Origin of the sequence: Lactobacillus sp. Sy-1 (genome assembly GCF_019303535.1) — a bacterium.
In the GTDB taxonomy this organism is placed as follows: domain Bacteria; phylum Bacillota; class Bacilli; order Lactobacillales; family Lactobacillaceae; genus Nicoliella.
In genome coordinates, this window is sequence record NZ_JACCIU010000001.1 from 437,969 (window position 1) to 453,739 (window position 15,771).

Annotated in this window: 1 protein-coding gene; it reads left to right on the forward strand. The window is 49.1% G+C overall.

The genetic code is table 11. From position 1 onward, the window contains the following. Positions 1 to 15 precede the first annotated feature (15 nt). Positions 16 to 15,567, forward strand: coding sequence for a DUF5776 domain-containing protein (locus HZL42_RS01850; RefSeq protein ID WP_219054011.1), 15,552 nt, complete (start codon positions 16 to 18; stop codon positions 15,565 to 15,567). Positions 15,568 to 15,771: the final 204 nt, after the last annotated feature.

Below are 15,771 nucleotides of genomic sequence, written 5' to 3' on the forward strand. Positions count from 1 at the left end.
CATGGGGGGATTTGGATGCTTTATAATAAATTTCAGTTTAATAAAGTAAATGATAAAAAGATACTCCGTAAAGTTAAAAAGCAATGGGTAGTCGTATCACTATCAATGCTATTTTTAATGGGGGGAACTGCATTTACCCAGCGGGAAGCACGGGCGGATGCGGACGTTAATGCAAATACTTCACTTTCCCAAGCCGAATCAGCTGGCACGACCACAAATAGTTCAGCAACGACGTCAGTTAGCTCAATTGCAGCTAGTGGAAAGGATGCTGATAATGGTACTTCATCGACTTCGGCTACGTTAAGCGGAGTAAGCACATCTAGTAGTCCTTCCATCACTAGCAGTACCGATTCGAACTCAGTTAGTAGTGTTGTGACCAGCACGAGTGTGAGTGCCTCAAGCAGTAACGCTACCACTGATGTCAAATCAAGTGTCGCCACTAGTAGTTCGGTAGGTAGTTCTAATAATGCGAGCGCAGCTAGTACTACCACTAGTAGTTCGACAACGAGTAGTGGCACTAGTTCTTCAGCATCTGGTACTATCTCAAATGGCACTACCAGCAGTGGGGATGCTAGCGGCAGCGATAGTAAAAGTGGGACCTCCACCGCTACTAGCAGCTCCGCAACCCAGACCAGTGGGTTGATCCTATTAAATACCGATAGTGATGGAATTAGTGATCGAATCAATTTGGATGCCGTTAATGATAATAACACGACTGCCACTAATCAAAGCTCAGTTTATAGCTCTGCATATGCAGCGGCTTATTCTGCTGCGCAAATTGGTTCATCATTTGCCACCAGTGGGAACAGTGATGCAACCTTCTTAAGTGCGGTTTCAGCAGCACAATCTGCTTATGGCGCCTACGTCAAGGCTTTTAGTGGTGGTTTTACCGCTGCTTCATCTGCAGCAATTGCCGGAACCACCGTCACGACTAATTCTTCCATTGGGTATACTAGCGGGATCACTGCTTATTACTCCACAAATGCAGGAGCGGTGGCGGCTTGGAACTCCCTTCATCCTGATGATACCAAGTCAGCAGACTCTGCTGGTTTGTACAACACCAAGGATGCCTTTTATGTTCAGGGGTACAATGCAACCATCAACGCATTTAATACTTACAGTAGTTTAAATGCCAGCGCCGGAACTCAATCGGGATCTGCAATCTATGGTTCTGGCGGCCTTGGGCAACAAACTAGCGTTACCAGTGGTTCCGTCAATAAAAACATCTCCGCCCAGGTTGTTAATTCACCAAGTGATAGTGCTGAGGCTACTTCTGGCAATGATGTGCAGTCTAGTACATCTGGAACGATATCTGGAACGGGAGTGAACGCCGCTGCTCCTGATCAAAGTTTGGCCTACAATTACGCTGTAGACTATTTTCTGACCCGTCAAGGGACTTACGACGCTGAAACTGGGCGGTGGAATGGAGCGACTGCAAGCGGAGCGTACTCCGTCTTGGACACGACTAATAATACTAATAATCCATACATTCAGGCTTACAATGGGGCCCAGGATGCGATTAACAATGAACAAACTGGCAGTTTCTTTAGCGTTACTAACTTAACTAGTGATCAAAAGAGCAGTACCACTAACAACTACCAGTATGGTTATAATGACGTTGCAAATAAGGTCAATAACCAAAATATTGCCTTTGTGACTTATAATACTACCAATTCAAATATTGATAAGTTCTTTTCGCGTAGTTACATTAACGGCAATAGTGAGCTTCGGATTACTAGCGATTTTAACTATACTGCTTCCACTGGTAACACAGCCGTTGGTGCGAACATGAACATGATTATTAATGGACAAAATCACATCGTTGATTGGCAACGGATGCACCAGAATCCATACAACATCAAGAGTTTAACAGTTGAGAACTTTGCTAAGATGTATGGAACTAATGTTTACGGTCCAATTAACCTTTGGAATTCTACTTCTGGTAGTTTGACCTACCGAAACATGAACTACGAAGGCTCCCAGTTGTTCTATGGCCCTAGTCTACCCAATCTCTATATTGACGGTGGGGTTAGTGTTATCAGTGAAGGTAGTTACACGAGTCCGTTCAATACCAATGGCTATAAGACCGACAATAATAATCAACAAAACATCCAGGTTACTAACATGGAATTACTCCCTAACTCTTACTACTACGGTAAAACTGAAAAGGGGAATAATATTGAATTAGGGGGCAACCTAGTCTTAGACCAGGGTGCTAGTATGTACTTAGTTCCCCGTGGTCGTGGCGGTGAAAACGCTAGTGGTGGTGATCGTGGATTAGTAGTGAGTGGGAACGTTAACATCAATAAGGGTGCAAGTCTAACTGCTGCTCCTGGGGATTCCAGTGCCAATGCGATGATTATTAATTCAGGTGGAACGGTGACAGTCAACGGTGGATCATTAAATTCTATTTACGATTACAATCCGACTGATACTGACCCAACCTTAATTCAAGGGAATGTTTATGTTAAAAATGGCGGTAAAATTGTCGTTCACGCGACTACAAACGTTACCAATTTTGGCGGGAACTTGTTTACCATCGCAAAGGGTGGGTCCCTATCAATTACTAACTTAGCCACTATGCAAATTTATGCTGATGGTGCCAATACCAATAAAAACATGTATTTAATGAACAACAGTGGGAACGTTACGATTAGTAACCCTGGAAAATCAGTTATTTTGAGTAAGAATGGCTTAAACAATGACCAAGGTGGGAATGGAGCCGGACGATTCTTTAATACGACACCAATTACAGCGTATTCAGTTATCGGCCAAGCTAATGACCAAGTTGATAGTCGTCCACAATATATGGTTAAAATCTCTAGTGATGGACAGAGTGATTCCAATATCATTACGGTTTGGGATCCGATTAATAATGAAGTTACTGATGAAACGCTAAATAACTTTAATAATTTAACTTACCAATACTTGGCGTTTGATGCGGTTCCAACCGTTTATATTAACAGTACGCCCGTTTTGAAGAATGATTCCACAGCTAATTCCAAGTATGACGTCACCACTAATCTACAGTTGACCAATCTGAACTCCACTGACGGATATGTTTACGTTCGGGTGCAAACGAATGGTCAGGATGAAAAACCAGCCAGTGGGGATAATCCAGCTAATTTTACAACTAATAGCAGTGGAATGATAATGGATAGTGATCAACCGACCGGGAATGGAAAAGATGCTGACTATCGGAATGCCTATACAACTGCAATTCCAGTGATTGCATTTACTAATATTGGTGACGGATTGTATTCATACTCATACTCGCATCAAATTAACGCTACTACCCAAGTGCCAACTGATGTAATCGTAACTGCTCAGTATGAAGTTACTAATAATAGTATTGAAGTTAAAAATAATGGTAGCCAAACCCAAATTATCAATAAATCGCATAATCCGGCGTCACCAGGAGCAATTAGTAATAGTACGGACTCAACTCCTGGGACGATTACCCAAAACGTGGTGGTTGTTGATAATACAGGCAAGTACAATAGCGTTGCTCAATCCGCAAACACCAGTGCCAATGATGTTGCTAACCAGGCGTCAAGTGGGTTAAGTTCATATGCTAGTGTTGCCGATTCTGCTGCAAATACGGTAAGTGGCTATAACTCAACTGCGCAGTCATATGCTAATGATTCTGCTACGTTGGCTAAGGATGCTACCTACGCATCATTGGTTAAATCAGCTGCTACTTCAATTAGTAGCTATAGTGTGGATGCTAACGTACAGTCATCAATTGCTGACTCCGCGAGTTCAGCCGCCAGTGTTGCAATTGCGAATGCAATGAGTCAAGCCGTTTTAGCATCTTCATATGCATCAATTGCGGCTAATACAGTGATTCAGTTTAGCAGTGCCAGTAGTGTTTACCCGTTAGCATCGGCCATTTCATTACAAAATTCAGCTAACTCTGCCGCTTCGAGTGCAGCAAGTAGGGCAACTAGTGTAGCATCATTGGCTACTTCATATTCAAATGTTGCGGCTTCAGCTAATATGACTGGGGCGACAGCGTCTTCAAAAGCATTGAATGATGAAAAATCAGCTGCTCAAGCAATGGCTTCAATTACAACCGCTTATAATAAACTGCTAGCTGATAACTTTAATTCAATTGCCGCTAGCGCAGTTGCTTCTGCCACAAGTGCATCCAATGCAGTAGTAAGTGCTGCTACTGGTTCTGTTAACGGGAGTTCTAACGCTTCTAATACTGCCTCCCATTCAGCATTAGCTAGTGCCGCTGCTTCCACTGCTTCGGATAATAATAATTCCGCGACCTCAGATGCGAATGCTGCCCAATCAACGAACAGTCTGGTCCAATCTGCATTTTCAAGTAATGCATCGAATTCGGTAGTTTCATCAGCTGCTTCGGTTGCTAATTCCGCGACGACGGTTGCTAGTGATGCTGCTAGTCAAGTAGCCAGTGCAAATTCGGCTGCCCAATCCGCAAATAGCCGCGCTGCGAATGATAATTCCACTGCTGCTAGTGCCAATGCAGTTGCTTCAAGTGCTACTTCGGCTGCGATTGCTGCATCAATCGCTGCTTCTACTGCCGTTTTAAATGGGGATCCATCTGCCGCATCAATTGCCGCAAGTACGGCTGTTTCTGTTGCATCAATTGCAGTTGCCGCATCAGTTGCCGCTTCGAATGCGAATGCTGATGCCGCTGCGGCTGCCAATGATGCCACTAATGCTTCTTCAACTGCCGCTAGTGCAACTAGTGTGGCATCCAGTGCTAACTCATTAGTTCAATCTGCGAATGCGGTTATTAATGCCACTGCTGGGGATGCGCAAAGTGCTGCCAATGAAGCTAACCAGTACGCTAGCAAGGCATCGATTAGTGCCAGTCAGGCAAACGACGCCGCTACGAATGCAAGCAGTGGTGCTAATAGTGCTTCTACAATGGCAAGTCAATATGCTAGTGAAACGGCACAAACGGCTAGTCAAGCTAGTGGTTTGATGGGTTCAATTAGTACTGCCCAACAAGCTACGAACCAATTGCAAAGTTCTAACCCAAGTAATGCTATCGTTAGCAGCGCAGTTAGTGTAATTGCTAGTGTTACTACGGCTGCTAATTCTAACGCCGTGATAGAAAGTAACGCTAACGTAGAAGCCCAATCTGCTAGTGCGGTTGCGAGTGCTAATACCGCTAGTGCTAATGCGGCTGCGCAGGCGGCAAGTACCCAGGCTAGCATTGCTCGTTCAGCAGCTGTTGTTGCTAATGCGGCTGCTAGTACCGGAGATACCGCTACCGCTAAGAGTGCTGATTCAGTGGCTAAGGATGCTGCCAGTGCCGCAGCTAATTTCAATAGTTCGGCTAGTGCCGCCAGAATTAGCGCTCAATCCGCAGCATCAGTTGCTGCTACTGCTAGTACCGTTGCTTCTAACATGGCAGTAGCAATTTCAGCATCTGCAACTGCCGCCAGTCAGGCTGCTAGTGAAGCTGCTTCAAACGTCAGCCAGGTCAACAGTGACAGTAGCGGGGCTGTTAGTGCAGCTATGAATGCTAATGCTGCTTCCAATACTGCTACTAGTGTATCTAACGGGGTTGCAAGTAATTCTACAACCGCTTCTAATGCTGCCAACGGGGCTAATGATAGCAATACTGCAACCAGTCAAACGGCGGCTGCCACTAGTTCGATCGCCCAAAACGTTAATTCAATGGCAGCCCAAAATGCTGATAATTCAATCATTGCCAGTGCAAATACGGTTGTCAACGGGGCTTCTTCAACTGCTCAATCGGCTGCTAGCGCTGCTGCCAGTGCCAATGGTGCCGCTCAGTCAGCTAAGAACCAGGTTGATACTGATAGTTCTACGGCTGCCAGTGCCAATGGAGTGGCTAGTTCCGCTGCTGCTGTTGCTCGTAGTGCTAGCCAAGCTGCTAGTGAAGCGGCTGTGAATGGGGATGTTTCTGCTGCATCAGTCGCATTGAGTACGGCGATTTCCGCTGCTAGCGTGGCAAATAGTGCTGCGAATGAAGCTACGAATGCCAATTCCGCTGCTTCAACTGCTGCCAGTAACGCTGTAACTCAATCTAGTGTTGCCGCCAGCGCCAGTTCAGTTGCGGCAAGTGCTAATTCGGTCGCTAGTGCTACCCAAGCGAGTGCCGCTGCCGTTGTTCAGGCAATTGCGAACGCGAGTGCCGCCCAAAGCGATGCTAATACGGCTGCTAAGTACGTAACCGCAGCTTCCGTTGCTAATAGTAGCGCTAGTGCGACCGTTCCATCTGCTAATTCTAATGCGGTCAATGCTGCTAATAGTGCTTCAGCAACTGCCAGTGATACCGCAGCCCTAAGTTCCACTAATTCAGTAGTAGCTAGCATCGCATCAGCCAACGCCACTGATTCAGTGGTCGCAAGCATCGCTAGTTCGGTGGCTGCTTATCAATCCGCTGCCGTTAGTGCGAGTGCTGCTGGATCGAACGCTGCTGCTCAGGCTGCAATTGCAAGTTCGACCGCCAGTTCTGCTGCTCAACAAGCCGCAAGTCAATCCCAAGTAGCTTCCAGTGCGAGTGCTGCTGCACAGTCATACGCTACCGCTGCCTCCAGTGCGGCTCAAAATGGTGATAGTGCTACGGTTTCAAAAAACGCTAGTCTAGTTAGTTCAGCAATTGCTGTTGCTTCCCAAGCCGCCATCAATGGGTCTTCCTATGCTAACCAAGTCGTAAGTGCGGCTCAGCAAGCAACGATTGAATCACAGAGTGCCGCAAGTGCTAAAACAGCTACCCAATCAGCTGCAGATGCGGCTGCTCAATTGCAAGTGAGCCTTGTCAATTCAGTAGCTGCTGTTAACTCGGCTGCGAATAGTGAAGCTAGCGTTGCCCAACCAGTGGCATCACAAGCTACCAATGATGCTAGTCAAGCTACTGCAGGAACTGCTGATAATTCACAAGCGGTTGATAAGCGTTCTTCAGTTGCTAGTTCAGCTGCCAGTTCAGCCTCAATGGCTGCTGGAAGTGCCCAGAATGCTGCCACTGGAGCTAGTCAAGCAGCTGCAGAAAACCCAGCTGATTCCACAATTGCAAGCCTTGCTACGGTGGCCTCTTCAGCTGCTGTGGTAGCAAGCAGTGCTGCTACGGTTGCCAACCAGGCTTCCCAAACGGCTTGGACGGCATCTTCAACCGCCAATAGTGCTAATTCAGCTGCGCAAAGTGCTAGTGTTGCTACCAATAGCTACGCGACCGTTGCTTCAGGTGAATCAGTAGCTGCTGCTCAGGCAGCTAGTGCTGGAAACATGTCTGCCGCTAAGTCCCATGCTGATGCCGCTTCCAATGCAGCTGCGAGTGCGGCTGCCCAAGCAACCGTTGCAGAAAATGCATCCACTGCAGCCAGTCAAGCTGCTGTAGACGCTTCCAGTGCTGCATCGTTGGCCCAAAGTGCGAACGATGTTGCCCAATCAGCAAATTCCGTTGCCACAAGTGCTGAAAACGAGGCGGTTAAGGACAGCCAAGCGAATGCCGCTAGCGCCGCTGCTAATCGTTCTGCAGCTTCTAGTGCTAATTCAGCTGCTCACTCGTACGCTAGTGGGGCTTCCGTTAGTGTTTCGAATGCTGATGCGGATGATCAACAAGCTGCTAGCGATGTTAATACAACTAGCGTTGCCAATACGGGCGCTAGTCAATCTGCGAGTGCCGTTAACCAAGTTGCAACTTCAGCGAACTCCGTTGCGAGTGCTAATGCCAGCAATTCGGTGATTAGTAGTGCCGCTGCTAAGGTTAATTCTGCTAATATTGTAGCTGCCAGTGCCGCTGCTGATGCGGTAACTGCTAACGAACAAGCCGCTGCTGCAATGGTGACAGCGACTACTGCCAGTCACACTGCTAGCGTGCAAAATTCACTAGCTCAACAGGCAGCGACTGATGCTTCCATTGCTAGCTCTAAAGCTGACTCTGCATATGCTGCAAAGGACTATGCTGCCGGCAATAGCTACGTTAATACTGCTATTCAGAATGCCAGCAACGCCCAAGCTGCTAGTCAAGCAGCGAGTGCTGCAGCGAGTGCGATTAAGGCGGCAACTGACTTGGCATCCAGTGCCGCTGTGCGTGCAACAACAGATTCGCAAACCGCTGCCCAGGCGTCCACTGCTGCATCAAGTGCGGCTGCCGAATTGAATACGGCTGTCTCCACTCAGAACAACCAGGTAAGTGCTGCTGATTCCATTGCTAGTGCTGCCGTTGCTGCTAATCGTTCTGCTGCCGTTGCAAGTAATCACGCCGAAACCAACAGTGCGGTTACGTCTAGTAACGCCAGTGCCACTAGCTCGCTAGCTTCACAAACTTCCATTGCTGCTAGCCTAGCAAGTTCGCAAGCTTCTGATGCTCACAATGCGGTCAGCATTGCTAATTCTGCTTTGAACTTGGAACCATCTGCTGATTCGGGCACTAAATCCGCCTTAAGCAGTGATGCTTCTGTAGCTACTGCTGCTGCCAACCAAGCTGACGCTGCTAATAATAATGCTAGTGCGGCCAACCAGGCTGCAACCAGTGCTAACAATGCTGCTAATTTAGCATCAACTAGTGCCTCAGTTGCCCGTTCTGCAGCCCAATCGGCAACTACAGCTGCCACTAGTTTTGCTAGCCAAGCAGTTGCCGCAGCGGTAGCTGGGGATAGTTCGGCTGCTGATAGTTATAATCAACAGGCGCAGACCGCTGCTAATAGCGCTGCAACTCAAAATGCTAGTGCTCAGGCTGCCGATAGTGCTGCTGCAAATGCAAGCATGGTTGCTGCTAACGCCGTGCAAAGTGCAGAGACTGCCGTAAGCGTTGCCAGTTCAGCTAATTCATTGGCATCCAGCGCTGCATCAGATGCACAATCACGGGTTGCTAGTTATGATGCTAACCAGAGCAAGCAACGGGCAAGCAATGCCGCTTCTGCTACCAGTAGCCATAGTGCCGCAATTGCTTCTAACGGTACCGATGTTGCTAGTGATGCGACCACCACTAGCCAGGCCGTTAGTGCAATTTCCCAAACCGTTAGCGCTGCAAACAGTGCTGTAACTGCCACTAATCAGTTAGTTTCTGACCATCCTAAGAATGCAGTTATTGCTACTGCTAATTCAACAGCCCAGTCAGCAGCCATAGTAGCAAGTCAAGCTAGTGCAGATGCTAGTTTAGCTAGTCAAATTGTGGCAAGTGCTTCTACCACCGTTAGTTCCGCTTCTGAAGTAGCTAGTTCTGCTCAAGCTGCTGCGAATGCTGCTAACTACGCGGCCAGTAGTGCTGCTGCAGCTGCTAGTGATCCAAATCTTTCACCAGCAGCACGGGAAACAGCCAAATCTGCTGCTGCGAATGCTGCAGATCAGGCTGCTGCTCAAGAAAAAGTAGCATCGCAAGCTGCCAATGATGCTAGTAATGCTGCGAGTGCTGCAGATCAGGCTGCCGCTCGGGCAACGAAGGATCAATCAATTGCTGCTACTGCTGCTCAGCAAGCAAAGGATGCTCAACAAGCTGCTCAAAATGCTGCGAACGCTGGAAATCAATATGATTCTGCTGCTGATTCAGCAGCTGCAGCTGCTGCTAGCGCGAATGCAACGGGATCAACTGCTGCAGTTAGTGCGGCCAATGCTTCTAATCAAGCTGATCAGGCAGCTAGTCAAGCCAGTTCATCCACTAGCGTTACCAGTAGTAACAGCGCCATTATTAGTGGAATCACAAGTACTACCAATAGCATTGCTGCTGCTCACTCAGCAAACCAAGTGATTAGTGCTGCCGCCACCGCTGTTAGTTCAGCGTCAGTCGTTGCCAGTGCTGCTACTTCCGATGCGGTAGTTGCCAACGATGCTGCACAAAGTGCTAAGGCTACCGCTAGCTCAGCCGTTGTAGTTGCTAATTCTGCTAGTACAACCGCTAGTTCGGCAAACGTTGCCGCAGCATCTGCAGCATCCGCAGCCAAGAGTTACGCTAGTGAGGGGAATGAGGATTCCGCAGCCAGCGCCGTTACGGTTGCTTCCATTCAGGCATCAGTCGCCAGTGCCGCTGCTACTTCAGCTGCGCTAGCTTCACAAGCTGCTTCTGCAGCAAACCAAGCTGCATCCAGTGCCGCTATTCGGGCTGCTAGTGATGCAGTTGTGGCAATCTCTGCCTCAGCTGTAGCTAGTTTTGCCAATTCCGTGGCCAACTCCGCCACATCCGCTGAACAACAGGCAATCAGCAGCGCCGATGATTCGTCATCAGCTGCAAGCAGTGCCAACACTGTCGCAACGAGTGCCGCTAGTGGCACCAACAGTAATCAAGGGCAAACTTCTCAAAGTGCAGCCCAAACCAGTTCATCCACTAGCAATGCTGCTAATGATGATCAATCTGCAGCCAGTGATGCTTCCGCAACCAGCAGCGTCTTCTCTGACCATCCAAAGAACCAGGTAGTTAGTTCCGCTGCATCGGTGGTAAACTCTGCTGCCGCCACCGCCAGCTCCGCTCATTCCGCAGCCAGTGTTGCCAACTCGACTGCCCAATCAGCTAAGTCAACTGCCGATAGTGCATCTGAATCGGCAAGTGCTGCTAGTTCCGCAGCCAGTGCTGCCAACTCCGCGGCCAGTTCCGCCGCATCCGCTGCTAAGAGCTACGCTGTTGCCGGGGATAGTGCGAGCGCTGAAAGTGCTAATTCGGTCGCATCATCTGCCGCTGATAGTGCTAAGGCAGCGCAAAACTCTGCCGCAGCTGCTTCCCAAACTGCTGCTAACGCCAGCCAAGCCGCATCCACTGCCGCTAGTCAAGCTGCCAGTGCTGCAATCGTAGCTAGTTCCGCAGCGGCAACTGCCAGTTCCGCCAATTCCGTGGCTAACTCCGCAGCTTCCGCTGAACAACAGGCAATCAGCAGCGCTGATGATTCGTCATCAGCTGCAAGCAGTGCCAACACTGCCGCAACGAGTGCCACTAGTGGCGCTAATGGTGATCAAGTGCAAACTTCTCAAAGTGCGGCTCAAACGAGTTCATCCACTAGCAACGCTGCCAACGATGATCAATCAGCATCCAGTGATGCATCTGCAACTAATAGCGTCTTCTCTGACCATCCAAAGAACCAGGTAGTTAGTTCCGCTGCATCGGTGGTAAACTCTGTTGCCGCCACCGCTGGCTCTGCTCATTCCGCAGCCAGTGTTGCCAACTCGACTGCCCAATCAGCTAAGTCCACTGCCGATAGTGCATCTGAATCGGCAAGTGCTGCTAGTTCCGCAGCCAGTGCTGCCAACTCCGCGGCCAGTTCCGCCGCATCCGCAGCCAGGAGCTACGCTTCTGCTGGGGAAAGTGCTAGTGCCGAAAGCGCTAATTCAGTCGCATCCGCTGCCGCTGATAGTGCTAAGGCAGCGCAAAACTCTGCTGCTGCTGCTTCCCAAACCGCTGCTAACGCCAGCCAAGTTGCATCCAATGCCGCTAGTCAAGCTGCCAGTGCAGCGACCGTGGCCAGTTCTGCTGCCGCAACTGCCAGTTCCGCTACCTCAGTTGCTAACTCCGCAGCATCCGCTGAACAACAGGCAATCAGCAGCGCCGATGATTCGTCATCAGCTGCAAGCAGTGCCAACACTGTCGCAATGAGTGCCGCTAGTGGCACCAACAGTAATCAAGGGCAAACTTCTCAAAGTGCGGCTCAAACGAGTTCATCCACTAGCAATGCTGCTAACGATGATCAATCTGCAGCCAGTGATGCATCTGCAACTAATGGCGTCTTCTCTGACCATCCAAAGAACCAGGTAGTTAGTTCCGCTGCATCGGTGGTAAACTCTGCTGCCGCCACCGCCAGCTCCGCTCATTCCGCAGCCAGCGCTGCCAACTCGACTGCCCAATCAGCTAAGTCAACTGCCGATTCAGCATCTGAATCGGCAAGTGCTGCTAGTTCCGCAGCCAGTGCTGCCAACTCCGCGGCCAGTTCTGCCGCATCCGCTGCCAGGAGCTACGCTTCTGCCGGGGACAGTGCCAGTGCCGAAAGCGCTAATTCAGTCGCATCCGCTGCCGCTGATAGTGCTAAGGCAGCGCAAAACTCTGCCGCAGCTGCTTCTCAAACCGCTGCTAACGCCAGCCAAGTTGCATCCAATGCCGCTAGTCAAGCTGCCGGTGCTGCAATCGTAGCTAGTTCCGCAGCGGCAACTGCCAGTTCCGCTACCTCAGTTGCTAACTCCGCAGCATCCGCTGAACAACAGGCAATCAGCAGCGCCGATGATTCGTCATCAGCTGCAAGCAGCGCTAACACTGCCGCAACGAGTGCCGCTAGTGGCACCAACAGTAATCAAGGGCAAACTTCTCAAAGTGCAGCCCAAACCAGTTCATTCACTAGCAATGCTGCCAACGATGATCAATTCGCATCCAGTGATGCATCTGCAACTAATAGCGTCTTCTCTGATCATCCAAAGAATAAGGTAATTAGTTCCGCAGATTCAGTAGTAAACTCTGCTTCCTCAGTTGCTAGCTCTGCTCATTCCGCAGCCAGCGCTGCCAACTCAACCGCTCAATCAGCTAAGTCAACTGCCGATTCAGCATCTGAATCAGCAAGTGCCGCGAGTTCCGCTGCCAGTTCCGCTAACTCCGTTGCTAGTTCCGCCGCATCCGCTGCCAAGAGCTACGCTGTTACCGGGGATAGTGCGAGCGCTGAAAGTGCTAATTCGGTCGCATCAGCTGCCGCTGATAGTGCTAAGGCAGCGCAAAACTCTGCCGCAGCTGCTTCCCAAACTGCTGCTAATGCCAGCCAAGTTGCATCTAGTGCGGCTAGTCAAGCCGCCAGTGCCGCGACCGTGGCCAGTTCCGCTGCCGCAACTGCCAGTTCCGCCAATTCTGTGGCTAGTTCCGCTGCTCAAGATGGTGATCAAGGTGTCGCTATTGCCAGCGCTGCCGTTTCAACCGCAGCCAGTGCCAATGCTGTCGCATCTAAAGCCGCCAGTGGAGCCGCTAATGACGCTAACCAAGCTGCTAAGTATGCTAGCCAAGCTAATGATTCAACGAGTGCGGCCCACAGTGATAACTCTGGAGTGGCCAGTGCAACTAGTCAGGCTAATTCCATCTTATCCAGTCATCCCAAGAACCAAGTCGTAAGTTCCGCTGCATCGGTTGCAGACTCCGCATCATCAGTGGCTAGTTCTGCAACTTCCGATGCAGATATCGCCAATTCACAGGCTGCTGCTGCTAAAGCCGCTGCTAGCGTTGCCGCAAGTGCTGCCGCTTTAGCTGCTAGTAATGCTGCGGTTGCAAATTCAAATGCGGATGTTGCTGCTTCAGCAGCGCAAAGCTATGCGGATGATGGAGACTCGACTTCAGCAGCTAGTGCTAATGCTGTTGCCGCTAGTCAAGCCGCTACTGCCGTTTCAGCTGCTAGTCAAGCTGTTGCTGCTAGCAATGCCGCTAGCGTTGCAACTGAATCAGCTTCCAGTGCTTCCGTAAGGGCTGCGAGTGATGCTGCAATCGTAAAGGTGGCCTTATCGACTGCAAATAGCGCTGCATCTGCAGCTCAATCAGCTGCGGATGCCCAGAGTAACGCTATTAAGTCTGCTAACTCTGCTAATAGTCAGGCCACTAGCATCAGTAATGCAACTTCAAGTGAAGCTGCAGGGACATCTTCAGCTAATGCCAACACTGCAGCTAATACCAACGCCGTTAATTCGGATAACTCGAATACGCAGTCTAATAATAGTGCTGCTGGCTCTGCCACTGCAGTTGCTAGTGCAATTGCTTCTGGTGCCCCACAAAACGGAAGTGCGCAGTCCGCTGCAAAGGTTGCAGAATCAGCTAATTCAGTTGCTTCTTCTGCCGCAATGGTGGCAAGTAGCGCGAATGCAACTGCGCAAAGTGCTAATCAAGCTGCTAGTGCTGCCAACTCGGTTGCGGCGAGTGCCAATCGTCAGGCAAGTACGGCGGCTCAATCAGCCCAGTCACTTGCTTCAGCTGTGTCATCCGCTGCTGCTGACGGAAACTCGAGTGCGGTAACGTCACTTAACTCAGCGTTAAGTTCCGCTACTTCTGCCATTAATAGCTACTATCATGTTGCTAGTGCTGAAAAGCATAGTGCCCAGTCCGCAGCTAGTGTTGCTGCTAGTGCTCAACAGGTGGCATCCGCGGCTGCCGTTGTAGCTAGTTCTGCCAATTCAGTTGCGCAAAGTGCAGCTGCATTAGCATATCAAGTGACTCATTTGACTAATCAAGCTAGCCAATACGCATCGAATACTGCTGAAATTAATCCAAATGTTTCTCAGGCTGCTATGATTGCTAGTTCGGCAGCTAGTGTTACTACGCAGTATTCAATTGTCGCCAGCAGTAGTACCTCGCAAACGGCATTCCCAACTAATTCTGCTCAGGAATTAACTAGCCAAGCCATTAGTTTAGCTAGTCAATATCCAGATAACCAATCACTAGCTAGCTATGCAACAATTGCTAGTTCTGCTTTCATAACGATCTCAGCTGCCTCTGCCGATGCAGTAATCGCTAACCAAATTGCAGGGGCGGCCACTGCAGTTGCTAACAGTGCAGCAACTGCGGCTGCCTCTGCCGCTCGGATTGCGAACTATACGGTCGCTGCTGTTAACTCTGCTAATTCAGCAGCAGCTGCTGCTTATAATCGGGGAGATGCCGCGTTAGGCGATAGTTACGCCCACGAGGCTTCAATCGCAGCTACTGGTGCAGCGAGTGCGAATGCAGACGTTGAACGTTATAACTCCATTGCAGTTTCTGCTGCATCGATGGCAAGTGCTGCTGCTGCTCGTGCTGCTAGTGATTATCAAACGATTATTTTAGCGGCTAAGGTAGTCTTCAGTGCTAATTCTGCGGCTACCTCAGCTGCCGCTAGTGCTGGAAACTTCTATCAAGATGGGTTAAACGATGCTAAGGCCAAAGTTAAACGTGATCCGCAAATGGCAAGTCAGCCAACCTATCAAGCTGCTTATGATGGTTATCAAGATGGGTTCAACCACCGGACAGCGAAGACGAACTTTGCTGGACAGACGGCGGTTTATCGGAATGATTACGCTAAGGCTTACCAGGTAGGACATGCTGACTATATTAAGGAAGTTGCCCTAGGGCGTGCCGCTGCTAAGAATGCAGGGCGCTATGCTGATGCATCATTAGTTGATCGTTCGGTTGGTTACCGTGATGGGTACGTTAAGAAGTTCAACGCGCGGCTAAAGAAAGCACCGTTATATATTTACAATACGAAGAGTCTCTATCTACACACCAAGGCTGATTTTGGTAAGGGGAAGCGGGTTAAGGGCTACGCTAAGCAACCCCAAAACCAAATTCATGAGTTTAAGGTGCTAGGAATTACCGTTAATAAGCGGGGCTTGGTTCGCTACTATGTCAAGGGACACCTAGCCGATCAAACGGTTAAGGGCTACATGACTGCTAATCGTGATTACATTAAACAGGCGTATTACGATAAGCATGATATGCAGAAAGCACAAGCAACCGTTAAGGTAATTAGTAAGAAGGGGATTCGAGTGCATGATCGGACTACTTTTGATACGAAGGATGGTAAATATTACCAACCAGGAACTAAGTTAACGGTTACCAAAGTAGTTAACTACAAGGGACTAACTAGGTTTGAAATATCAAATGGTGGTTACATTACCAGTAATAAAAAGCTAGTTCAATTGATTTAATTCACTAATAATTAAAAGGGAATCAATCCGGATAAAATAACGGATTGATTCCCTTTTTTAATCATTAAAATTTTATTAAACTAATAGAATTAAATCAATGATTATCAATTGAATAAGTGGTACACTAGCAATATGTATAAGTGGGTTGAATTATAAATTAACTCGTCCTATGAATTATGTTTAGATATCGAAGGGGATGTCCTT

Excerpts from the sequence above, each read along its gene's own strand:
- HZL42_RS01850 (WP_219054011.1), top strand. The coding sequence starts at position 16 with ATGCTTTATAATAAATTTCAGTTTAATAAAGTAAATGATAAAAAGATA.